The sequence below is a fragment of the Burkholderia sp. SRS-W-2-2016 genome, from assembly GCF_001931485.1.
Lineage (GTDB): Bacteria > Pseudomonadota > Gammaproteobacteria > Burkholderiales > Burkholderiaceae > Paraburkholderia.
This window is the reverse complement of the sequence record NZ_MSDV01000037.1, coordinates 16,381-38,498: the sequence shown is the minus strand read 5'-3', so window position 1 is coordinate 38,498 and position 22,118 is coordinate 16,381. Positions and strand designations below refer to the sequence as shown.

Here is a 22,118-nt window from a genome sequence, read left to right as displayed (position 1 = left end):
CGCCCCGGCAAGCGGCGGCGCTCGTCGGGCGCCGGGTGCCGGGCGCGAGTGCGGCCCGCTCGCGGCAATGTAGAAAAAGCGCGGCGCTGCGCCCTTGTCGCTGGTCATCGTTTTCGACGCTCCGGCCACGATTTGCGTCAACCGCTCGGCGCGGCAAACGTTCTACAATGACAGTTGTTCTCCGAAGCGAGTTTTCATGCGTAAATTTTTTCTTCCCGGCTTGACTGCCACGTTCGCCGCGACCGCGGCGCTGGTCGCCGCCGCAGGCTTTTTTTCTCCGGCGGCCCACGCCAATAACGTGATCGTGCTCAATTCCGGCGAAGCCACGCTGAGTCTGATCGACGAGAACAGCCGCCAGGTCGTCGGCACGGTGCCCACCGGCAAGGAACCGCATCACCTGATGGCGACGCCGGACAATTCCTCGCTGATCGTCGCGAATTCGGTGTCGAACAATCTGATGTTCGTCGACCCGAAAACCGGGCAGTTGCAGCGCTGGGTCGAGAACATCGAGGACCCGTATCAGATCGGTTTCTCGCCGGACCGCAAGTGGCTCGTTACCACCGGCCTGCGGCTCGACCGCCTCGACATCTATCACTACGACAGCCAGAAGAACCAGATGACGCTGGCGTCGCGTCTGCCGCTCGCGGTGATGCCGAGCCACATGGCGTTCACGAACGACAGCAAAACGGTATTCGTCACGCTGCAGGTCTCGGGCGAGCTCGCCGCGATCGACCTCGCTACGCAAACCGTGAAGTGGAAGATGAAGGTCGGCAAGGTGCCGGCGGGTCTGTGGATGACGCCGGGCGAGAAGTATCTGCTGGTCGGCATGACCGGCGAGGATTACGTCGCGGTGGTCGACTGGCGCAACCAGAAGGTCGTCAAGACGATTCACACCGGCAAGGGCGCGCACAACTTCCGCTCGCTGGCGGACGGCAAGCACGTCGCGGTGTCGAACCGGGTCGCGAGCACGATCAGCATCATCGACGAAGACACGCTCACCAACGTCGGCGATATCACCGGCCTGATGCCGGGACCGGACGACATGGAACTTTCCGCCGACAAACGCTATCTGTGGGTTACGTTCCGCTTCGCGAAGCACATCGGCATCATCGATCTGAGCACGCGCAAGCTGATCCAGACGATCGCGGTGGGCCGCTCGCCGCACGGTATTTATTTCTTCAATCGCGCGCCGGTCACCTCGCCTAACGGTGCCTGACGAAGCTTCCGGGCGCCCGCCGGCTGATAGCAGCCAGGCGCCCGCGCGATACACGACGGACGCAGCAACCAGGCCAGCACCATGTTCCATCTGATTTTCTCTTCGCTCGACAGCTTCGTTTCAGCCATCCAGACATGGCTGTATGTCGACGTGGTGCAGCCGCTGCTGTTCCGTTTCAACCTGATGGACTACGACGAGGACACTTACGACGCGCTGTACTGGGTGATCGTCGGCGTGCTGGAAGTCCTCGCGATGTACGCGGTGCTGCGCCCGCTCGAGGCGCTGCGTCCGGTCGAGCGGTGGGAAAGCCGCAAGGCGGTGCGGGTCGACGTGCTGTACACGTGGATCGCCAAGCTCGGCATTCTGAATCTGTTCTTCTTCTTCGCGCTGCAACCGTTCTTCGACACCGTGCAGGGCTGGTTGCGGCTGCACGGCATCGCTAACGTCAGTCTCGACAACCTGTGGCCCGGCGTGACCACCCAGCCGCTCGTCACCTTCGTGATGTATCTGCTGGTGCTCGATTTCGCCGGCTACTGGTATCACCGCTGGCAGCACCGGATCGGCGTGTGGTGGGAGCTGCACGCGGTGCATCACAGCCAGCGCCAGATGTCGCTGTGGTCCGACGACCGCAACCATCTGCTCGACAATCTGTTGCAGGCGTCGTTTTTCGCGGTGATCGCGCTGGTGATCGGTGTGCCGCCGTCGCAGTTCGTCGTGCTGGTCGCGATCACCAATCTCGCGCAGAGCGTGCAGCACGCGAATATCCGGCTCCACTACGGCTGGCTCGGCGAACGGCTGCTGGTGAGCCCGACCTTCCACCGCCGTCATCATGCGATCGGTTACGGCCACGAAGGGCTCAAGTACGGCTGCAACTTCGGCGTGCTGTTTCCGTGGTGGGACATGCTGTTTCGCAGCGTGTCGTGGAGCCGCGAGATGGAGCCGACCGGCATCAGCGACCAGCTCGACGGCCGTCGTTATGGCGACGGTTTCTGGGCGCAGCACTGGCTCGCGTTCGCGCGCATCGGGCGACGCCTGTTCCCCGGCAAGCGCCACGCGTCCGGCAACGACGCCGCGGCTGTCTGACTGCCGTTTTAATCCTGTTTGATGACCCTCGCGAGCGCGTCGTTCGGCTGTCCCGGCGGCGCGTCCGGTGGTTTATGCTGTGCACGTTCGTGCGCATGCTTGCGCGCCCCGGCATCGCCGGCCGGCGCACCGCGCGTTTTCTTCCCAATCGTTTCGTTCGCAGGCACTGGCTCGCATGACTGATCTGTTGCGCTCGTTCGGACGCGCATTCGCAAGCGCGTTTCACCCGCGCATGCTGTGGCTGACTTTCAAACCGTTCATCGTCGCGACGGTCGGCTGGGGCATGATGCTGTGGTTCTTCTGGCAGACGCTGACCGGCGCGACCCGCGCGTGGCTCGACGACTGGTCGTTCACGGTCACGCTTTATCGCCTGTTCGACTGGCTCGGTTTTTCCGCGCTGCATGCGGTGATCGCGCCGTTCATCGTGATCGCGATGGCGATTCCGCTGATCGTCGTCACCGTGCTGCTGCTGATCGCGCTGCTGTCGATGCCCGCGGTGATCCGCTTTCTCGCCGCGCGCCACTTCCCCGAGCTGGAGATGCGCCGCGGCGGAACGTGGTACGGTAGCCTCGGTCAGGCGCTGTCGACCACTCTGGTCTGTCTGCTGCTGCTGGTCGTCACGTTGCCGCTGTGGCTCGTGCCGCCGTTCTTCGCGCTGATTCCGCCGCTGTTGTGGGGCTGGCTCACGTATCGGGTGATGTGCTACGACGCGCTCGCGCTCCATGCGAGCGCCGACGAACGCCGTGAGCTGGTGCGGCGCCATCGCTGGCCGCTGCTGCTGATCGGCATCGTCAGCGGGCTGCTCGGTTCGGTGCCGACGCTGCTGTGGGCATCGTCGGTGTGGCTCATCGTGCTGTTCCCGGTGATCACGACGGTGACGATCTGGATTTACGCGTTCATCCTCGTGTTCTCGGCGCTGTGGTTCGGCTACTACTGTCTGCGCGCACTGCAACGCATGCGCGCGGAGCATCAAGACGGCGCGTATCAGGTCGCGTCGGTTTCCTATCGATCAAACTAAAGAGGGCGGCAATGGCATTCGGCGTCATCATCATCGGCGATGAAATCCTGTCGGGCAGACGCGTCGACAAGCATCTGCCGAAGGTCATCGAGTTGCTCGGCGCGCGTGGTCTGTCGCTGGGCTGGGCGGAATACGTCGGCGACGATCCCGAGCGGATCGTCGCAACGCTGCGGCGCACGTTCGCATCGGGCGACATCGTGTTTTCGACCGGCGGCATCGGCGCGACCCCGGACGATCACACCCGCCAGTGCGCGGCGGCCGCGCTCGGCGTGCCGCTCGAACTGCATCCGGAGGCGGCGAAGCTGATTCAGGAGCGCATCCGCGACATGTATCAGCCGAAGGACGGCTCGCCGCTCGACCTCGATTCGCCGGAGAACCGTCACCGGCTGAACATGGGCACGTACCCGCAGGGCGCGGCGATCATCCCGAACGGCTACAACAAGATTCCCGGCTTTTCGATCCGCCATCACCATTTCGTGCCGGGCTTCCCGGTGATGGCGTGGCCGATGATCGAATGGGTGCTCGACACGTACTACGTGCACCTGCATCACACCACGCCGCACGCGGAGAAATCGCTGCTGGTGTTCGAGTTGCCGGAGTCGCGCGTGACGCCGCTGATGGAGAAGATCGAACGCGATTTTCCGGGCGTGCGGGTGTTCAGCCTGCCGAGCGTCGGCGACGCGGAACGCGGCGGCGTCTATGCGCGGCATCACATCGATCTCGGTGTGAAGGGCGAACCGGAAGCGGTCGCGGCGGCGTTCGTCAAATTGCGCGAAGGCGTGCATCTGCTCGGCGGCGATATCGTCGAGCCGGAAGCGGCCGCCGCGGCTGCGGCGGCGGGCAAGCCGCGTAGCTAGGCATGATGAAATAGCGGCCCGGGTTGCTGCAGCGCGCGATTGCCGCGCGTGACGACAGATTCGGGCAGCGCGGCGCCTCAGTGAAGCAGGCGATCCCGGCTTGAGATAAAGAGCCGCTTCAGTGCGCACCCGCCGCGCGACATATCAGTGTCACAGCACGCGCCGACGATGCATTCGATGTGTCGCCGGCGCGCGCCGTTTCCGGCACTGTCAGGCGCGGGCTATGACGCGTAGCTCGTGTTACGCGCCGATCCACGGCAAGCCGCGAAAACACCAACCCGACACCGTCTTCCGATGCCCCTGGCTGTCCTTGTCGCCTTCGAAGCCTTCCAGCAGGTCATACGCCTTCGTGAAGCCGGCCTGGGTCGCGGCGATCGCGGCGAGCTTCGAGCGCGCGGCGCTGCGGCACAGAAACAGCACCGGCGTGTCGGGCGACGCGACCTGCGCGAGTTGCTGGACGAACTCCTGATTCGGCACCGCGCCCGGATAGCGGGTCCATTCGACGTGCGCGTATTGCCCGTCGCCGGTCACCGGCCGGCCGACCCAGTCGAGCTCGGCGCGGGTGCGCACGTCGACGAGACGGGTGCGCGGGTCGAGTTGCAGCAGTTCGAACGCCTCGGCGGGCGATACCGCGCCCGCGTAGGGCAGTTGATTCTCGGTGCGGCGGGTGTCCGCCTGCGCGTACAGCTGTTCGAGCGTGCTCATGAGCGTCAATCTCCTTCGGACCAAATGAATATTCTAGCGCGCGGCATGCACGCTGAATGCGGCTGTGAGCCCGCCGCAGCGGGAAACGCAGCCGGTCGGTCTGACATTTGGGTGAGCGTGCCGATGCGCAAATCTGGTGCAATTTCCGGGAAATGCACCAAAATGGTAAGGTCCGGGTTTTCCAAAGCGGTGAATGCACGAAACTGGTGCGTCGTGCTGCGGGCGGATTGACCCGGGCGCTCATGCGGGCCGGATGCACCGCGCGCAGACCTAAGCGCGACAAGGCTGTGCGCTCGAAGCGGTGGGACGAGGTCAAAGGCTGGCACGCTATCTGCTTTATTGGTGCCGATCGATGCGACCCAGCAGATTTTCCTGCCTCGCGACGCCGTTTTCGGTGGACGCGCCGGGGCGTGTCAGCTAGATTGGGCGGCGGCTGAAATCCGCCGAATTTGTTAATCCAGGAGATAGGTTATGAGTAAATCCGTGGCCGACGTCATTCAACTCGTCAAAGACGAAGACGTCAAGTTTGTCGACTTCCGTTTCACCGACACGCGCGGTAAAGAGCAACACGTTTCGGTGCCGGCGTCGCATTTCGACGAAGACAAGTTTGAAAGCGGCCACGCTTTCGACGGTTCGTCCATCGCCGGCTGGAAGGGTATCGAAGCGTCGGACATGCTGCTGGTCCCCGATGCGAACACCGCCTTCATCGACCCGTTCTTCGAGGAGTCGACCCTCGTGCTGACCTGCGACGTCGTCGAACCGGCTGACGGCAAGGGCTACGAGCGCGACCCGCGCTCGCTCGCGAAGCGCGCCGAAGCGTACCTGAAGAGCTCGGGTCTGGGCGACACCGCGTTCTTCGGTCCGGAACCGGAATTCTTCATTTTCGACTCGGTCCAGTGGAACACGGATCAGTCGGGCTGCTTCCTGAAGATCGGTTCGGAAGAAGCGCCGTGGTCGTCGTCGAAGGAATTCGAAGGCGGCAACACCGGCCACCGTCCGGGCACCAAGGGCGGCTACTTCCCGGTCGCTCCGGTCGACACGTTCCAGGACATCCGTTCGGAAATGTGCCTGCTGCTCGAACAGATCGGCATCCCGGTCGAAGTGCACCACCACGAAGTGGCGGGTCAAGGCCAGAACGAAATCGGCACCAAGTTCTCGACGCTGGTTCAGCGCGCCGACTGGCTGCAGCAGATGAAGTACATCATCCACAACGTCGCGCACACGTACGGCAAGACGGCAACCTTCATGCCGAAGCCGATCGTCGGCGATAACGGCTCGGGCATGCACGTGCACCAGTCGATCTGGAAGGATGGTCAGAACCTGTTCGCGGGCAACGGCTACGCCGGCCTGTCGGAATTCGCGCTGTTCTACATCGGCGGCATCATCAAGCACGCTCGCGCGCTGAACGCGATCACGAACCCGGGTACCAACTCGTACAAGCGTCTCGTGCCGCACTTCGAAGCACCGGTCAAGCTCGCTTACTCGGCACGCAACCGCTCGGCATCGATCCGTATTCCGCACGTGTCGAATCCGAAGGGCCGTCGTATCGAAACGCGCTTCCCGGATCCGCTGGCCAATCCGTACCTGTGCTTCTCCGCGCTGATGATGGCGGGTCTGGACGGCGTGCAGAACAAGATTCACCCGGGCGAAGCCGCCGACAAGAACCTGTACGACCTGCCGCCGGAAGAGGATGCCAAGATCCCGACCGTGTGCGCCGGCCTCGACCAGGCTCTCGACGCACTCGACGCGGACCGCGAATTCCTGACGCGCGGTGGCGTGTTCACGGATTCGATGCTCGACGCGTACATCGAACTGAAGACGGGCGAGCTGCAGCGCTATCGTCAGTCGGTGCACCCGCTCGAATTCGAAATGTACTACTCGCTGTAAGCGGCCATTGCGCTTCGCCGGTCATACGGCGAAGCGCCTGGTCCGACGCTCGCGATCGGTCATAAAGGGACGGCGGCGCCGTCCCTTTTTCGTTACGAAGCGCTGCAAAGCCGCTCTTTCCGATTTATCACCATTTCCTACCGGCCAGACTGCAAGATGGTTCTGAAGAATCTGATCAAGGCAAGGAAAGGACACGAACAGACGCTGTCGGACGACGTGCCGCTTTTGAGCTCCGGCCTGCTGCCGGGCTTCGAGGCGCTGCCGACGGTGGTGCTGGTGCTCGAGAAGCGCACGCTGCGGGTCGCGTTCGCGAATCCGTCGGCCGAATCGATGCTGGAGATGTCGCGCCGCCAGCTCACGCAGATGGCGTGGCCGGACATCTTCTCGAACGCGGACGAACTGGTCGCGACGATCACCGCGATCGCCGCGCACCGTTTTCATGCGACCCATCTCGACGCGGTGCTCGAACGCCCGGGCCACGAACCGCTGCACGTGCATGCGATCGTCGGCTTTCTGGAAAGCGCGCAGGACTACGTGCTGCTGGAGCTGTTCGAGAACGAGCGGCATCTGCGCACCGACCGCGAAGAGCGCATCAACGACCTGACCGCGGTCAACAAGCAGTTGATCCGCAATCTCGCGCACGAAATCAAGAATCCGCTCGGCGGCATTCGCGGCGCCGCGCAGCTGCTCGAGTTCGAGCTCGGCGAGCGCGAACGCGACGAGTTGCGCGAGTACACCCAGGTCATCATCAAGGAGTCGGACCGGCTGCAGACACTGGTCGACCGTTTGCTGGAACCGCACCGGCATCCGCATATCGTCGGCGACGTGAACATTCACGAGGTCTGCGAGCGCGTGCGCCAGGTGATTCTCGCGGAGTTTCCGCGCGGCCTGACGATCGAGCGCGACTACGACGTCAGCGTGCCGGACCTGCGCGGCGACAAGGAGCAGTTGATCCAGGCACTCCTGAACATCGTGCGCAATGCGGCCGAGGCGCTGCGCGAGCGCATCTCGCAGGGCGACGCGAAGATCGAGTTGCGCACCCGCATCGCGCGCAAGATCACCATTTCAAAACGTCTGTGCAAGCTGGCACTGGACTTGCATGTGATCGATAACGGCCCGGGCATTCCGGACGAGATTCGCGACCGCATCTTCTATCCGCTCGTGTCGGGGCGCGAGGACGGCAGCGGTCTGGGTCTGACGCTCGCGCAGACCTTCGTGCAGCAGCATGAAGGTCTGATCGAAGTGGACAGCCGGCCGGGCCATACCGAGTTTCAGATTCTGCTGCCGCTCGACTACTGACTTCACAAGCACTCAAGACTTCTGACCGACCTATATGAAGCCGATCTGGATAGTAGACGACGATCAATCGATTCGCTGGGTGCTCGAAAAAGCGCTGGCCCGCGAAAACTTCGCGACCCGCAGCTTCGCGAACGTGCGCGAAGCGTCGGCCGCGCTCGATCACGACAGCCCGCAGGTGCTGGTCTCCGACATCCGGATGCCGGGCGGCTCCGGGCTCGAACTGCTGCAAACCGTGCGCGACAAGGTGCCGGGGCTGCCGGTCATCATCATGACCGCGTTCTCCGATCTCGATAGCGCGGTCGCCGCGTTTCAGGGCGGCGCGTTCGAGTATCTCGCCAAGCCGTTCGATATCGACAAGGCGGTCGAGCTGATCCGCCGCGCGGTCGACGAAAGCATGCGCGGCGAGCAGATCGTCGACGAGCGCGTCGCCGAGGCGCCCGAGATGCTCGGCCAGGCGCCGGCGATGCAGGACATGTTTCGCGCGATCGGGCGGCTGTCGCATTCGGCGGCGACCGTGCTCATTACCGGCGAATCAGGCACCGGGAAGGAACTGGTCGCGCGCGCGTTGCACCGACATAGCCCACGCGCGAACGGTCCGTTCATCGCGCTGAACACCGCGGCGATTCCGAAGGATCTGCTGGAGTCCGAACTGTTCGGCCACGAGCGCGGCGCGTTCACCGGCGCGCAGGCGATGCGCCAGGGGCGCTTCGAGCAGGCCGAGAACGGCACGCTGTTTCTCGACGAAATCGGCGACATGCCGTTCGATCTGCAGACGCGTCTGTTGCGGGTATTGTCGGACGGGCAGTTCTATCGGGTCGGCGGCCACAATCCGCTGCGCTCGAACGTGCGGGTGATCGCGGCGACTCATCAGAACCTCGAATCGCGCGTGCGTCAGGGGCTGTTCCGCGAGGACTTGTATCACCGGCTCAACGTGATCCGGCTGCGGCTGCCCGCGCTGCGCGAGCGCAGCGAGGACATTCCGCTGCTGACGCGCCACTTCCTGCAAAAGAGCGCGCGCGATCTCGGCGTCGAGCCGAAGCGCGTGTCCGACGAGGCGCTCGCGTATATGGCCGCGCTGCCGTTTCCGGGCAACGTGCGGCAACTGGAGAATCTCGCGAACTGGCTGACCGTGATGGCGCCCGCGCAGACGATCGAGATCAAGGATCTGCCGCCCGATCTCGGGCCGGCGTCGGTGGGCACGAGTGATCTGGCCGCGAGTGCGAACGCGGTCGCGGCGACCGACGGCAGCGCGCTGAACGGCGCTGCGTCGCTGGCCGGCGTGGGTCTCGGTGCGGGAGGCGCGGTGCATCCGCTGGGCGCGTCGGCGGTCTCGGCGGCGGCGGTCGCGAGTGCGCTGAGCGCGTGGGAAGGCGGGTTGCGCACCGAAGTCGCGCGGATGCTGCGCGAAAACGCGGCCGACGTGATGGACGAACTGGCGCGCCGCTTCGAAGCGGCGGTGATCCGCGAGGCGCTCGATTTCACGCGCGGCCGCAAGGTCGAGGCGGCCGAGCGGCTCGGGATCGGCCGCAATACGATCACGCGCAAGATTCAGGAACTGAATCTCGAACCGTGATGGCCGGCTTGAGTTGACGCGGCAGGCGAGGGCGGCGCAGGCCGCCTTCGTCGTTTTTGCGGGTCGCGCTCGCTTCGAATGCCGCGGCTCGCGGCGCGCCGCGCCTTCCCACCGGTCCATGCCGCGCGCAACAGGCATAATCAACGCTGTTCCGATTCGACAGCCGACGATGCCAGCTTCTTCTTCCGTGCCGTTCCAGTGGCCGCTTTCCCCTGATCCATTCCTGCCGCTCGAGGCGCTCTACGATCCCGACGCGCTCGCGTGGGTCGAAACGCAGAACGCGCGCACGCGCGCCGCGTGGTGCAGCGGCGCGGCGTTCGAGACTCTGAAGCGGCGCCTCGCCGATGCTTATCTGCCGCGCGAACGTCCGGTGATTCCGGACCGCTGGAAGGACTGGGCCTACGATCTGTGGCAGGACGAGCGCAATCCGCGCGGCATCTGGCGACGCACCACGTGGGCCGCCTGGCGGGCCGGCGCGCCGGTCTGGCAGAACCTGCTCGACTTCGACGCGCTCGGCGCGGCCGAAGGCACGCCGTGGGTCTGCGTCGATCTCGACATCCTCTATCCGGACGGCGATCGCGCGCTGATCACGATGTCGCCGGGCGGCTCCGATGCGGTCGTGATGCGCGAATTCGACCTCGACGCGCAGCGCTTCGTCGACGGCGGCTTCGCGATTGCGAAAGCCGGCAAGCACACCGCGTCATGGATCGATCGCGACACGCTGTACATCGGCTGGGACAACGGCCGCAAGACGCTCACGCGCTCCGGCTATCCGCGCGAAGTGCGGCGCTGGAGCCGCGGTAGTGCGCTCGCTGACGCGCCGGTGGTGTTTCGCGGCGAGTTCGACGATATCGGCGTCGACGCGCATTACGACCCGATCGACCGGCGCCATACGGTGACGAGCAGCGTCGACTTTTTCGATTCGCAGACCTATGCGCTCGATGCGGCGACCGGCGCATGGCGTCGCTACGAGGTGCCCGAGCACGTCGCGGTCGGCGCATGGCAGGGCTGGCTGCTGCTCGAACCGCGGCTCGACTGGGCGCGCGACGACGGCACGCATTTTCCGGGCGGCGCGCTGCTGGCGATTCGCGAGGACGCGTTCCTGCGCGGCGAGCGCGACGTGACGCCGTTGTTCATGCCGAACGAGCGGACCTCGGCCTGCGAGTGGTCGCACACGCGGCATCATCTGATCGTGTCGTATCTCGACGACGTGCGCAGCAAGACGCTGATCTGGACGCCGACGCAGCGCGACGACGGCACATGGCAGTGGCGCGAGCGGGTGTTCGCCGCGCACGGCGACGCGCAGGTGGACGTATCGCCGGTCGAATCGACGCTGAACGACGAGGTGTTCGTCGACACCGACGACTATCTGCAACCGCCGGCCTACTGGCTCACCGATCTGGCCGGCGACGAAGCGGCCGAATGGGAATTGCTCGACCGCTGGCCGACCCAGTTCGACGCGACGCGCTTCTGCGTGACGCGCGCTCACGCGGTATCGGCCGACGGCACGCGCGTGCCGTACACGGTGATCGGACCGAAGGACGCTGCATCGTCAGGAGAGCCAGGCAAGCCGCGGCCGTGTCTGCTGAGCGGCTATGGCGGTTTCGCGATTCCGTTGCTGCCGAGCTATCTGACCGGGCAGGGGATTGGCTGGCTGGAGCGCGGCGGCGTGTACGTGGTCGCGCATATTCGCGGCGGCGGCGAGTTCGGCACGCGCTGGCATACGGCCGCGCAAGGCGAGCATCGCCAGCGCGCATTCGACGATTTCATCGCGGTCGCCGAAGCGCTGAGCGCGACCGGCGTGACGAGCGCCGCGCAACTCGGCATTCAGGGCGGCAGCAACGGCGGCCTGCTGGTCGGCGCGTGCATGGTGCAGCGGCCCGAACTGTTCGGCGCGGTCGTGTGCGAAGTGCCGTTGCTCGATATGAGCCGCTATCACCTGCTGCATGCGGGCGCGTCGTGGATCGACGAATACGGCGACCCGGACGAAGCCGACGAAGCGCGCGTGCTCGCCGCGTATTCGCCGTATCACAACCTCGCGGCGGGCGTCGCGTATCCGCCGGTGCTGTTGATGACCTCGACCGCCGACGATCGCGTGCATCCCGGCCACGCGCGCAAGATGGCCGCGCGGATGCAGGCGCTGGGCGCGCCGCAGGTGTGGTATCGGGAGAATACGGAAGGCGGGCACGGCGGCTCCGATGAACTGGAGCAGGCCGAGCATGATGCGATGGTGTACGGCTTTCTGTGGGGTGTGTTGGGCGACGCGGCTGCCGCATAGGCGAGGAACGCGGGGACGCGCGCAGCTGCGCCGCTGTCCCGGAGCGTCAGCCCAGTTGCGCGAACACCGGCGCGTGATCCGACGGCTGTTCGAGCTTGCGCGGCGCCTTGTCGATATCGCACGCGGTGCAGATATCGGCGAGCGCCTTCGACAGCAGGATGTGGTCGATGCGCAGCCCCGCGTTGCGGCGGAACGCCATCATCCGGTAGTCCCACCACGAATAGATCTTTTCCTGCTGCTCGAACTGGCGGAACGCGTCGAGCAGACCGAGTCCGATCAGCCGCACGAACGCTGCGCGTTCTTCCGGCGACACGAGGTTCTGACCTTCCCATGCTTTCGGATCGTGCACGTCGCGATCTTCCGGCGCGATGTTGTAGTCGCCGAGCAACGCGAGCTTCGGATGCAGCGTCATCTCGGTCGCGAGCCAGTCGTGCAACGCGTCGAGCCAGCGCAGCTTGTACGCGAACTTTTCGGTGCCCGGCGCCTGGCCGTTCGGAAAATACGCGGAGATGATGCGCACGCCGTCGATGGTCGCCGCGATCACGCGCTGCTGCGGATCCTCGAAGCCGGGGATATTGCGCACGATGCTGCTTTCTTCGACGTGCAGGCCGTCGCGTACCAGAATGCCGACGCCGTTATAGGTTTTCTGCCCCGCGTACCAGCTCTGGTAGCCGATCTCGGCGAGTTCCGCGCGCGGGAATTTTTCGTCGGGGAGTTTCAGCTCCTGCAGGCACAGCACGTCGGTGCCGCTGCTCGCGAGCCAGTCGATCACGTGTTGCTGGCGGACTTTGAGGGAGTTGACGTTCCACGTCGCGATTTTCATGTCGTTCTCACTTTGTTGCGGAGCGGGGCTTGCTGGCTCGAGCCTCGCTTATTTGCTCTGACCGATCGCCGCGTAGTGCATCGCACATCGCAGTGCATCGCGCATGCATCACGGCGGCGATTCCAGGTTCCGATAGCCCCGCATCTTATCGTGCGCGAGCAGGGTGTGGGCGGATAACGGGCGACGGGGCGTGTCGCGTGCGAAGCGCCGCACGCGTGCACGCTACGCGCGCCGGAAGAAAAAGATTCGCACCAGTGTTTGACGTTTCGCGAAAGGTCCGATATAATCTTTTTTCTCTGACGCGGGGTGGAGCAGTCTGGCAGCTCGTCGGGCTCATAACCCGAAGGTCACAGGTTCAAATCCTGTCCCCGCAACCAAGTTTTGTTGAAAGCCCGCATAGCGCAAGCCATGCGGGCTTTTTGACTTTCAGCGTCAGCCGGCCCGGCCGGCCGGTTCATTCGACGTAGTGAATCCCCGGATACTCGATGGAAGGGGCGACGCCCGCCAGAAAAGCCAGCAACTGCCGGATCTCGGCGTCCTTCCTGGATCGCTCCGGCCACACCATGTAGTAACCGTCGCCGGTAGACACAGCGGTCGTGAACGGCAGCGCGAGCTGCCCATTCGTGATCGCGTCGGCGCACAAAGCGAGATCGCCGATCGAAATGCCGTGCCCGGCAATCGCCGCGGCATTGCTGTGTTCCAGCGTGTCGAAGACCTGACCGCGCGTCATATCGACATTGACGCCGAGGTTCGCGCGGGCCAGCCATCGTCGCCAGTCTCTCCTGTCGGGCGATGGATGGATGATTTCTCGCTCCGACAGGTCTACGCTGCCGTCGATCAACAGAGACGGCGCGCATATCGGAATCAACCATTCGTCGAACAGCTTCACGCTGCAGATGCCGGCCCCGAAGCCGCCGGAGCCGAGAAGAATGGCGCAGTCGTAAGGCTCGCTGAAAAAATCGACGGTATCGATGTCCATCCAGATACTCGACGTCTGAACGGCGATCCCGGGGTTCGTTTCCCGATAGGCGCGCAGCGCGGATAGCAGCCAACGCATTGTCAACGTCGGGGGTGCCTTGAGCCGAAGCACGCCGCGCTGACTCTGAAAGATCGCGCATGCTTCCTCGATCTGCTTGAAGCCATGTTTCAGCCCTTCCGCGAAGATTTGGCCCTGAGGGGTAACCAGCATGCGCGGCCCCTTTCGAGTGAATAGCTGGCAGTCGAAATAAGCCTCGAGCGTTTTGATGTGCTTGCTCACCGCGCTTTGAGTCAGGTGCAGCTCCTCTGCGGCGAGAGATGCCGCCCCTGTCCTGGCTGCGCTCTCGAATGCTCTGAGTGCGTACAGCGGCGGAAGCTGCCTGGTCATCGAGTGCTCCTTGATCATGAATTTTTCTCCTATTTAACAGGAGGACTTTCCATTTTTCAATCTTCATGTAAGCCGTCAATATCCCCGTAAGTTGGGTCTTCCAGAGGGTGACGATAAATGTGCGTGAAGATTGGACCAGGAGTAATAGTTGAGCGATGCGACAGCGCGGTGAGGGTGCGGAGGGAACGCGGGCGCGCCTATGAGGGCGGTTTTGTCCCCACCGGATTTGGCGTTATCGATGACGACAACAAGTTGGAACGGGGAACGTCTTGAACTTTGCTCTACTGTCCGTCTATTTGACGTCGATCACTTTGATGATCGCGGTACCGGGACCGGTTGTCGTCTACGTTCTGAATGCCGCCGCGCGTGGTGGATTCAGGCAGGCGCTATTGACGTCTCTCGGAGCGAACTGGGCATCGCTAGTACTGATCGCGATGGCCGCTCTCGTGATCATGGGTCTTTTCACCGTCGATCAGACATGGCTGTCGTGGATCAGTCTTGCAGGATGCGTTTTCCTTGCGTGGACGGCAATCAGGGGATTGCTCAGCGAACTTGCCTCCGCAAAGGACGCAAATCATCGTGTACCCGCCACGCCTTTAGCGAGGTTGAGTGGCGCGAAACAGATCCTTCACGGGTTCCTCATTGGAATCTCGAATCCGAAGGACATCATCTTTTTTATAGCGTTCTTCCCTCAATTCGTCGGCATCACAAGTCACCTCAAAACGAGTCTCGCGATCCTGACGGCGCTGTGGATTGTGTGTGATTTCCTGATTTTGCTGAGCTACGCCGTTGCGATGAGAAGCGGGATTTTTCAGCAGCGGCGCAAGTGGATTTCCATTCTGTCTTCCGGATTCCTGCTGGTCGTGGCGGTTGGGGCAGGCGTGTACACCCTCTTGCACGGTATGAGTGGAAACCTTGCCTGATGATCGAATCGACGATACCTTGACCGATAAGTCGAAGCCCGCATCACGCAAGCGATGCGGGCTTTTTGACTTTGACTTTCAGCGTGTCGTTTCAGACAAGTTCACGCCGGCCCGATCGCCCATTCCACCGCCGCCTGCGCATGCAACGCGGTCGTATCGAACACCGGCAGCACCGAATCCTCCGGTTTGATCAGCAGCGTGATTTCCGTGCAGCCGAGAATCACCGCCTGCGCGCCGCGCGCGGCCAGATGCTCGATCACGCGCTGATACACGCGGCGCGATTCGCCTTCCACATTGCCGTGACACAGCTCGTCGTAGATGATCCGATGCACGTCCGCGCGTTCGGCGTCGTCGGGCACCAGCGTGTCGAGGCCGAAGCGCTCGCGCAGCCGCCCGGTATAAAACTCCTGCTCCATCGTATAGCGGGTGCCGAGCAGGCCGACCCGTTCGACGCCCGCCGCGCGCAGCGCCTCGCCGGTCGGATCGGCGATGTGCAGGAACGGCACGCTGATCGCCCGCTCGATCGAATCGCACACGCGATGCATCGTGTTGGTCGCGAGGATCACCAGATCGGCGCCGCCGCGTTCGAGCTGGCTCGCGGCATCGGCCATCTGCTTGCCGAGCGCGGCCCAGTCGCCGGCACGCTGGTTCGCTTCGACCTCGGCGAAATCGACCGTCAGCAGCAGGCTGCGCGCGTTGTGATGGCCGCCGAGGCGCGCCTTCGCGTGACGGTTCAGCAGCCGGTAATACTCGGTGGACGACTCCCAGCTCATGCCGCCGATCACGCCGATCGTTTTCATCTGTACGCTCCGTGAATGCTTGCCCGAAACGGCGAGTATAGGCGCGTCGCGGCGTACGACGCCGGTACGGATCGCACCGCGCGCGCCGGTACGCCTCGGTGCAGTGATGAGCGGCCAGGGCCATCACGGAGCACACACACGACACGACCCGCGCGCGCTTTTCTGGCGCCGCTAGAATCGTAGCGAGTCCGAAGCGATCAACGGGAGCGATACATGGATCTGATCATCCGCCGCGCGACGCTACCGCGCAGCGCCGCGCAACTGCTGCCGCCGTCAAGGCAATCTCACGAGCCGGTCGATATCGGCATCGACGCCGGCCGCATCGTCGCGGTCGAGCCGTATCTGGCCGCGAGCGCGCGCGAAGAACTCGATGCGGCCGGCTCGCTCGTCACGCCGCCGTTCGTCGATCCGCATTTCCATATGGATGCGACGCTGTCGTACGGTCTGCCGCGCGTGAACGCGTCGGGCACGCTGCTCGAAGGGATCGCGCTATGGGGCGAGCTGAAGCCCGAGCTCACGCAGGACGCGCTGATCGAGCGCGCGCTGCAGTACTGCGACTGGGCGGTCGCGCGCGGCCTGCTGGCGATCCGCAGCCACGTCGACGTATGCGATTCGCGGCTGCTCGCGGTCGAGGCGCTACTGGAAGTGAAGCGTCGCGTCGCGCCGTATCTCGATCTGCAACTGGTCGCGTTTCCGCAGGATGGACTGCTGCGCAGCGCCGGCGCGTTCGATAACCTGAAGCGCGCGATCGGCATGGGCGTCGACGTGGTCGGCGGGATTCCGCATTTCGAGCGCACGATGGCCGACGGCGCGCAGTCGGTGCGCATGCTGTGCGAGTACGCGGCGCAGCAGGGCTTGCGGGTCGACATGCATTGCGACGAATCGGACGATCCGCTGTCGCGCCATATCGAAACGCTTGCGGCGGAAACGCACCGGCTCGGGTTGCATGGCCGCGTCGCCGGTTCGCATCTAACCTCGATGCATTCGATGGACAACTACTACGTGAGCAAGCTGCTGCCGCTGATGCGCGAGTCGGGCGTCGCCGCGATCGCGAATCCGCTGATCAACATCACGCTGCAGGGGCGCAGCGACAGCTATCCGAAACGGCGCGGGATGACCCGCGTGCCGGAGATGCTGGCCGCCGGGATCACCGTCGCGTTCGGCCACGACTGCGTGATGGACCCGTGGTACAGCCTCGGCTCGGGCGACATGCTCGAAGTCGCGCACATGGGGCTGCACGTCGCGCAGATGACGGGCATCGACGGGATGCGCGCGTGCTTCGACGCGGTGACCGTCAACGCGGCGCGGATTCTCGGTCTCGAAGGTTACGGGATCGCGCCCGGCTGCGCGGCCAATCTCGTGCTGCTCGATGCGCGCGACGAAATCGACGCGCTCCGTTTGCGCGCCGCGCGGCTCGCGGTCGTGAGCCGGGGCAGGGTGGTGAGCCGTGCGCCGGCCGCGCGGGCGTCGTTGTCGATCGAAGGGCGGCCGCGCGAGGTGGACTTCAAACTGCATCGCGCGTAGCGCGGTCGCATCGCGGTGAAACGCCAATAAAAAACCGGCGGCCTGCTCGCGCAGACCGCCGGTTTTCTTTGTCGCTACCGTTGCGTCAGTGTCTCAATGCGCGGCGCCCGGTGCCATCCCGTTGTGGCGCAGCAGCGCATCGATATTCGGCTCGCGGCCGCGGAACGCCTTGAACGATTCCATCGCCGGACGGCTGCCGCCAACCTCCAGAATCTCGCGACGATAGCGCATCCCGGTGCTCTGATCGAGCACGCTGCCGGCCGCCTGCGCGGCTTCCTCGAACGCCGCGTACGCATCCGCCGACAGCACCTCGGCCCACTTGTAGCTGTAGTAGCCGGCCGCGTAACCGCCCGCGAAAATATGGCTGAACGTATTCGGCCAGCGCGAGAACGGCGCCTGCGGCACCACGTGGAAGCGCTCGTTGATCTCGCGCGCGAGATCGTTCGCGCTGGTCGCGCCGTTCGCATCGAAGCCGGTGTGCAGCTGCATGTCGAACATCGAGAACACGATCTGCCGCAGCGTGCCGAGGCCGCTCTGGAAGTTCTTCGCGGCGAGCATCTTGTCGAACAGATCGCGCGGCAGCGGCTTCGCGGTATCGACGTGCGAAGTCATATCCGACAGCACGTCCCACTCCCAGCAGAAGTTCTCCATGAATTGCGACGGCAGTTCGACCGCGTCCCATTCGACGCCGTTGATACCCGACACGCCGAGTTCATCGACGCGCGTGAGCATGTGATGCAGGCCGTGGCCGAATTCGTGGAACAGCGTGATCACTTCGTCGTGCGTGAAGCAGGCGGGCTTGCCGCCGACCGGCGCCGAGAAGTTGCAGGTCAGATACGCGACCGGCGTTTGCACCGCGCCGTGCGCGAGCTTGTGACGGCCGCGCGCATCGTCCATCCATGCGCCGCCGCGCTTGCCTTCGCGCGCATACAGGTCGAGATAGAACTGCGCGACGAGACCGCCGTCCTGATTCTCGACACGGAAAAAGCGCACGTCCGGATGCCACACGGCCGCTTCATCGCGACGGATGCGCACGCCGAAGAGCGTCTCGGTGACCTTGAACAGGCCCTTGAACACCGCGTCTTCCGGGAAGTACTGCTTCACTTCGTTCTCGGAGAACGAATAGCGCTTCTGGCGCAGACGCTCGGCCGCGAAGGTCATGTCCCACGGCTGCAGATCGCTCATGCCGAGCTCGTTCGACGCGAATGCCTGCAGCTCCTGCCAGTCCTGCTCCGCATGCGGACGCGCGCGCGTCGCGAGATCTTCCAGGAAGGCCATCACCTGTGCCGGCGACTCGGCCATCTTCGGCGCGAGCGACACTTCGGCGAAGTTGTTGTAGCCGAGCATGCCGGCTTCTTCGGCGCGCAGCTTCAGTTCGTCGGCAAGCACCTGGGTGTTGTCCCACTCGGGTTTGCCGTTGCCGTATTGCGCGCCCAGTTCGGACGCGCGCGTCACGTACGCGCGGTACATCGCTTCGCGCATCGCGCGGTTTTCCGAGTACTGCATGACCGGGAAATACGACGGGAAGTGCAGCGTGAACTTGTAGCCGCTTTTGCCTTCGCGCTCGGCCGCTTCCTGCGCGGCCGCGATCACGTCCTCGGGCAGGCCGGCCAGTTGCGCTTCGTTGCCGGCTTCGACCGTGTACGCATACGCGTTGGTCGCGTCGAGCACGTGATCGGAAAACGCCTTCGACAGCGCCGCCTGGCGCTCCTGCAATTCGGCGAAACGCGGCTTCTGGTCTTCCGGCAGTTCGGCGCCCGACAGACGGAAATCGCGCAGCGCGTTGCCGAGGATCTTCTTGCGCTCGCTATTGAGCGCGGCGAATTCGTCGCTGGCGTTCAGCGTCTTGTACTTCTCGTAGAGCGCCAGATTCTGACCGACGCTCGACCAGAACTCGGTCACGCGCGGCAGGTTTTCGCCGTACACGGCGCGCAGCTCGGGGGTATCGGCGACCGCGTTCAGATGGCCGATCACGCTCCAGGCGCGCGACAGCGGTTCGGTCGCGCGTTCGACCGGTTCGACGACGTCGGCCCACGAGGCCGGCGTGGCCGGCAGCGCGGCGCGCTCGACCGCGGCGGCTGCGTTCGCGAGCAGCACGTCGAGCGCGGGTGTCACGTGTTCGGGTTGGATGTCGCCAAAGCGCGGCAGGTCGGAAAAATCGAGGAGCGGATTGTCTTGATGCGTGGCGGTAGTGGACATAGGGCTTCCTGTCTGACGCGGGTGAACGGGGCGGTGCGGCGGCGCTCGCGCGGAGCGTGCGGCAATGCTTGCCTGACGCGCGGCGGAGCGCGCATGGCGGCACCGGGTATGAACATTATTGGGGCGGGGTGAGCCGATTCCAATCCAGTCGCAGACAAATTAACAGATGTGGCCGCGGGCGGGGCGGATCGGCGCGGCGGCGCGCTTGCGCCTGTGCCTGCTCGGTGCTGCGAGTAGCGGGACGGCGCGTGCCGCAAGGACCCAAGGCGTGTTTCTGTGCGACAGCGAACAGTGCGGATGGCGGTCGTGGCACAAGCTGACGCCCTTCGCAGGCTTGGCGGTTTTGGACAGCCGGGCGGCGGCGTTTTACGTTCAGAGAACCCGATGAAACCGCTTTCGCACGCTCTCACGCGCAACGGCAACAACTTCGACCTCGTGCGACTGATGGCCGCCGTCGCGGTCGTCTATGGCCATTCGTACCTGCTGCAAGCGCCCGACGGCACCACCGACTGGGTGCTGAACGCGCTCGGCTTCGACGGTTTCGGCCCGCTCGGCGTCTATGCGTTTTTTCTGCTGAGCGGCATCCTCGTGACCGCCAGCTACAACCGCCAGCGCTCGGTGCCGCGCTTCGTCGCGCTGCGCATCGCGCGGCTCTGGCCGGCGGTCGCGCTCGGCTCGGTGGTGACGGTGTTCATCCTCGGACCGTTGTTCACGACGCTGCCGCTGCGCGAGTATTTCGCGAGCGGGATGACCTGGTCGAATCTCGATAACTTCTCGACGATCGTGCTGAAGTCCGGCTGGGCGCTGCCCGGCGTGTTCGAGCACAACCGCTTCGGGATCGACGTGAGCGCGCCGCTGTGGACGCTGCCGATAGAAGTGCGCTGTTATCTGATCGTGATCGTCACCGGTTTGCTCGGGCTGCTGTCGAGCCCGCGCGGCGCGTTGCTCGCGGCGGCGCTCGGCTTGCTGGCGTTTGCGCTGCGCCTGCATCTGCCGCCGCATCTGCAGATCGGCATGCGCAACTTCGCCGAGACGCCCGGTGGCTATTCGTTTTTTCCGGAGCCGTTCTTCATGCTCGGCATCGCGCTGTATGGGTGGCGCGAGCGGGTCAGTGTGAGCGGGCTCGTCGCGCTGGCGCTTGTACTGGTGTTCGCCGTGTTTCGCGATACCGCCGGCGCGCAGCCGCTGTTCTATCTGGCCTTCGCATACGGCGTGCTGTGGATCGGCACCACGCCGCTATTGCGGCGCTTCGTGCCGCGTCACGACTATTCGTACGGGATCTATCTGTACGGCTTCATGGTGCAGCAATGCATCGCGGCGCTCGCGCCGCAGCTGACTCACGGGATGTCGCTCGTGGTGGCCGGGCCGCTGATTCTGCTGTGCGCGGCGCTGTCGTGGCACTACGTGGAGCGGCCGGTGTTGACGTGGTGCCGCGCGCGGCTTGCGCCGCGGCGCGATGCGCCGGCGGCCGGTCTCGCGCGCGGCGATCAGGCCGCGCGCTAGCGCCCTGGTGCCTGAGTGCCTTAGCCCTGGTGGGTTAGGCTTGCGCGGCGTCCGCCGCGCGCTCGGCCGCTTCGATCGTGTTGACCAGCAGCATCGTGATCGTCATCGGGCCGACGCCGCCCGGCACCGGCGTGATGTAGCCGGCCACTTCCTTCACGCCCGCGAAGTCGACGTCGCCGCACAGCTTGCCGGCGTCGTCGCGATTCATGCCGACGTCGATCACGGTCGCGCCCGGCTTCACCATCTCGGCGGTCAGGATGTTGCGCAGGCCGGTCGCGGCGACCACGACATCGGCGTTGCGGGTGTGCGCGGCGAGGTCGCGCGTCTTGCTATGGCAGATCGTGACGGTCGCGCCCGCTTCGAGCAGCAGCAGCGCCATCGGCTTGCCGACGATGTTCGAGCGGCCGATCACCACCGCGTTCGCGCCCTTCAGATCGATGCCGTAAGCGTCGAACATCTTCATCACGCCGTACGGGGTGCACGGACGGAACAGCGGCTGACCGGTCATCAGCGCGCCGGCATTGGCGACGTGAAAGCCGTCGACGTCCTTCTCCGGCGCGATCGCCTCGATCACCTTGTGGCTGTCGATATGCTTGGGCAGCGGCAGTTGCACGAGGATGCCGTGGATCGACGGATCGCGATTCAGTTCGTCGATGCGCGCGAGCAGGTCGGCTTCGGACAGGTCGGCCGGATAGCGGTCGAACGACGAACCGAGGCCGTTGTCGTGGCAGGCCTTGACCTTGTTGCGCACGTAGACTTCGCTGGCCGGGTTGTCGCCGACCAGAATCACGGCGAGGCCCGGCTGATGGCCGCGGGCGGTGAGGGCGGCGGCGCGCGTGGCGACGTCGGCGCGCAAGGTCTTGGAGAGGGCGAGGCCGTCGATCAGTTTGGCAGTCATGGTCGGTCGAGCGTTGAGTCGAGAATGAATCGGGACAGGAGCGGATTGGCGCGGCGCGGTTGCAGTGTTCGCGTCGGCACGCTCAATGGCGCAATGATGGCGCAGTGCGTTGGCGCGTCGCGGCACGAATCTGTCGGTTCGCGGCAGGCATGCAACGGCGGGTTGG

Annotated in this window: 17 protein-coding genes and 1 tRNA gene; 12 read left to right on the top strand and 6 right to left on the bottom strand. The window is 64.7% G+C overall.

Annotated elements, in window-relative coordinates; genetic code table 11:
• Window positions 1-196: 196 nt before the first annotated feature.
• The 4 genes from BTH42_RS16950 to BTH42_RS16935 all read left to right on the top strand — a co-directional run bounded on the left by BTH42_RS16950 (window position 197) and on the right by BTH42_RS16935 (window position 4,174).
• Window positions 197-1,216 carry a beta-propeller fold lactonase family protein gene (locus BTH42_RS16950; protein WP_075301431.1) on the top strand — a complete coding sequence of 340 codons (1,020 nt, stop codon included), beginning with the start codon at window positions 197-199 and terminating at the stop codon, window positions 1,214-1,216.
• 81 nt (window positions 1,217-1,297) lie between these two features.
• Window positions 1,298-2,299: a sterol desaturase family protein gene (locus BTH42_RS16945; RefSeq protein WP_075301429.1), complete on the top strand. Its 1,002-nt coding sequence runs from the start codon at window positions 1,298-1,300 to the stop codon at window positions 2,297-2,299.
• A 175-nt stretch (window positions 2,300-2,474) separates the two neighbouring features.
• A complete protein-coding gene (locus BTH42_RS16940; RefSeq protein WP_075301427.1) occupies window positions 2,475-3,317 on the top strand; it encodes an EI24 domain-containing protein in 843 nt (280 codons plus the stop codon).
• Between the two features lie 11 nt (window positions 3,318-3,328).
• Complete coding sequence (locus BTH42_RS16935; protein ID WP_075301425.1) at window positions 3,329-4,174, top strand: molybdopterin-binding protein; 846 nt, start codon at window positions 3,329-3,331, stop codon at window positions 4,172-4,174.
• A gap of 240 nt (window positions 4,175-4,414) precedes the next feature.
• Here BTH42_RS16935 and BTH42_RS16930 read toward each other — a convergent pair whose 3' ends face one another.
• Window positions 4,415-4,879, bottom strand: a complete 465-nt coding sequence (locus BTH42_RS16930; RefSeq protein ID WP_075301423.1) for a rhodanese-like domain-containing protein — start codon at window positions 4,877-4,879, stop codon at window positions 4,415-4,417.
• A 471-nt stretch (window positions 4,880-5,350) separates the two neighbouring features.
• On the opposite strand from BTH42_RS16930, the gene glnA reads away from it, so the two are divergent.
• The 4 genes from glnA to BTH42_RS16910 all read left to right on the top strand — a co-directional run bounded on the left by glnA (window position 5,351) and on the right by BTH42_RS16910 (window position 11,916).
• Window positions 5,351-6,766, top strand: a complete 1,416-nt coding sequence (gene glnA, locus BTH42_RS16925; protein ID WP_075301421.1) for a type I glutamate--ammonia ligase — start codon at window positions 5,351-5,353, stop codon at window positions 6,764-6,766.
• A 156-nt stretch (window positions 6,767-6,922) separates the two neighbouring features.
• Window positions 6,923-8,065, top strand: coding sequence for a nitrogen regulation protein NR(II) (gene glnL / locus BTH42_RS16920; RefSeq protein WP_075301419.1), 1,143 nt, complete (start codon window positions 6,923-6,925; stop codon window positions 8,063-8,065).
• Between the two features lie 34 nt (window positions 8,066-8,099).
• Window positions 8,100-9,638, top strand: a complete 1,539-nt coding sequence (ntrC, locus tag BTH42_RS16915; protein WP_075301417.1) for a nitrogen regulation protein NR(I) — start codon at window positions 8,100-8,102, stop codon at window positions 9,636-9,638.
• Window positions 9,639-9,807: 169 nt separating this feature from the next.
• Complete coding sequence (locus BTH42_RS16910; RefSeq protein WP_075301415.1) at window positions 9,808-11,916, top strand: prolyl oligopeptidase family protein; 2,109 nt, start codon at window positions 9,808-9,810, stop codon at window positions 11,914-11,916.
• Window positions 11,917-11,962: 46 nt separating this feature from the next.
• On the opposite strand, the gene xth is transcribed toward BTH42_RS16910, so the two are convergent.
• A complete protein-coding gene (gene xth / locus BTH42_RS16905; RefSeq protein ID WP_075301413.1) occupies window positions 11,963-12,739 on the bottom strand; it encodes an exodeoxyribonuclease III in 777 nt (258 codons plus the stop codon).
• 300 nt (window positions 12,740-13,039) lie between these two features.
• Between xth and BTH42_RS16900 the strand changes: the two genes are divergently transcribed.
• Window positions 13,040-13,116 (top strand) — tRNA-Met (locus tag BTH42_RS16900).
• A gap of 77 nt (window positions 13,117-13,193) precedes the next feature.
• On the opposite strand, the gene BTH42_RS16895 is transcribed toward BTH42_RS16900, so the two are convergent.
• On the bottom strand, window positions 13,194-14,123 hold the full coding sequence (locus tag BTH42_RS16895) for a LysR substrate-binding domain-containing protein (protein ID WP_256702068.1): 930 nt from the start codon (window positions 14,121-14,123) through the stop codon (window positions 13,194-13,196).
• Between the two features lie 251 nt (window positions 14,124-14,374).
• On the opposite strand from BTH42_RS16895, the gene BTH42_RS16890 reads away from it, so the two are divergent.
• Window positions 14,375-15,028, top strand: coding sequence for a LysE family translocator (locus tag BTH42_RS16890; RefSeq protein WP_075301411.1), 654 nt, complete (start codon window positions 14,375-14,377; stop codon window positions 15,026-15,028).
• A gap of 101 nt (window positions 15,029-15,129) precedes the next feature.
• Here the strand turns inward: BTH42_RS16890 and BTH42_RS16885 are convergent, their stop codons facing one another.
• Window positions 15,130-15,828, bottom strand: a complete 699-nt coding sequence (locus BTH42_RS16885; protein ID WP_075301409.1) for an aspartate/glutamate racemase family protein — start codon at window positions 15,826-15,828, stop codon at window positions 15,130-15,132.
• A gap of 213 nt (window positions 15,829-16,041) precedes the next feature.
• On the opposite strand from BTH42_RS16885, the gene BTH42_RS16880 reads away from it, so the two are divergent.
• Window positions 16,042-17,352 (top strand): amidohydrolase family protein, encoded by a 1,311-nt coding sequence (locus BTH42_RS16880; RefSeq protein WP_075301407.1) that lies wholly within the window; start codon window positions 16,042-16,044, stop codon window positions 17,350-17,352.
• Window positions 17,353-17,445: 93 nt separating this feature from the next.
• Here BTH42_RS16880 and BTH42_RS16875 read toward each other — a convergent pair whose 3' ends face one another.
• Window positions 17,446-19,551: a M3 family metallopeptidase gene (locus tag BTH42_RS16875; RefSeq protein WP_075301405.1), complete on the bottom strand. Its 2,106-nt coding sequence runs from the start codon at window positions 19,549-19,551 to the stop codon at window positions 17,446-17,448.
• Between the two features lie 384 nt (window positions 19,552-19,935).
• Between BTH42_RS16875 and BTH42_RS16870 the strand changes: the two genes are divergently transcribed.
• Window positions 19,936-21,054, top strand: a complete 1,119-nt coding sequence (locus BTH42_RS16870) for an acyltransferase (RefSeq protein ID WP_075301403.1) — start codon at window positions 19,936-19,938, stop codon at window positions 21,052-21,054.
• Between the two features lie 34 nt (window positions 21,055-21,088).
• Here BTH42_RS16870 and folD read toward each other — a convergent pair whose 3' ends face one another.
• Window positions 21,089-21,952, bottom strand: a complete 864-nt coding sequence (folD, locus tag BTH42_RS16865; protein WP_075301401.1) for a bifunctional methylenetetrahydrofolate dehydrogenase/methenyltetrahydrofolate cyclohydrolase FolD — start codon at window positions 21,950-21,952, stop codon at window positions 21,089-21,091.
• Window positions 21,953-22,118 lie beyond the last annotated feature (166 nt).

Excerpts from the sequence above, each read along its gene's own strand:
- BTH42_RS16950 (WP_075301431.1), top strand. The coding sequence starts at position 197 with ATGCGTAAATTTTTTCTTCCCGGCTTGACTGCCACGTTCGCCGCGACC.
- BTH42_RS16945 (WP_075301429.1), top strand. The coding sequence starts at position 1,298 with ATGTTCCATCTGATTTTCTCTTCGCTCGACAGCTTCGTTTCAGCCATC.
- BTH42_RS16940 (WP_075301427.1), top strand. The coding sequence starts at position 2,475 with ATGACTGATCTGTTGCGCTCGTTCGGACGCGCATTCGCAAGCGCGTTT.
- BTH42_RS16935 (WP_075301425.1), top strand. The coding sequence starts at position 3,329 with ATGGCATTCGGCGTCATCATCATCGGCGATGAAATCCTGTCGGGCAGA.
- BTH42_RS16930 (WP_075301423.1), bottom strand. The coding sequence starts at position 4,879 with ATGAGCACGCTCGAACAGCTGTACGCGCAGGCGGACACCCGCCGCACC.
- glnA (WP_075301421.1), top strand. The coding sequence starts at position 5,351 with ATGAGTAAATCCGTGGCCGACGTCATTCAACTCGTCAAAGACGAAGAC.
- glnL (WP_075301419.1), top strand. The coding sequence starts at position 6,923 with ATGGTTCTGAAGAATCTGATCAAGGCAAGGAAAGGACACGAACAGACG.
- ntrC (WP_075301417.1), top strand. The coding sequence starts at position 8,100 with ATGAAGCCGATCTGGATAGTAGACGACGATCAATCGATTCGCTGGGTG.
- BTH42_RS16910 (WP_075301415.1), top strand. The coding sequence starts at position 9,808 with ATGCCAGCTTCTTCTTCCGTGCCGTTCCAGTGGCCGCTTTCCCCTGAT.
- xth (WP_075301413.1), bottom strand. The coding sequence starts at position 12,739 with ATGAAAATCGCGACGTGGAACGTCAACTCCCTCAAAGTCCGCCAGCAA.
- BTH42_RS16895 (WP_256702068.1), bottom strand. The coding sequence starts at position 14,123 with ATGATCAAGGAGCACTCGATGACCAGGCAGCTTCCGCCGCTGTACGCA.
- BTH42_RS16885 (WP_075301409.1), bottom strand. The coding sequence starts at position 15,828 with ATGAAAACGATCGGCGTGATCGGCGGCATGAGCTGGGAGTCGTCCACC.
- BTH42_RS16880 (WP_075301407.1), top strand. The coding sequence starts at position 16,042 with ATGGATCTGATCATCCGCCGCGCGACGCTACCGCGCAGCGCCGCGCAA.
- BTH42_RS16875 (WP_075301405.1), bottom strand. The coding sequence starts at position 19,551 with ATGTCCACTACCGCCACGCATCAAGACAATCCGCTCCTCGATTTTTCC.
- BTH42_RS16870 (WP_075301403.1), top strand. The coding sequence starts at position 19,936 with ATGAAACCGCTTTCGCACGCTCTCACGCGCAACGGCAACAACTTCGAC.
- folD (WP_075301401.1), bottom strand. The coding sequence starts at position 21,952 with ATGACTGCCAAACTGATCGACGGCCTCGCCCTCTCCAAGACCTTGCGC.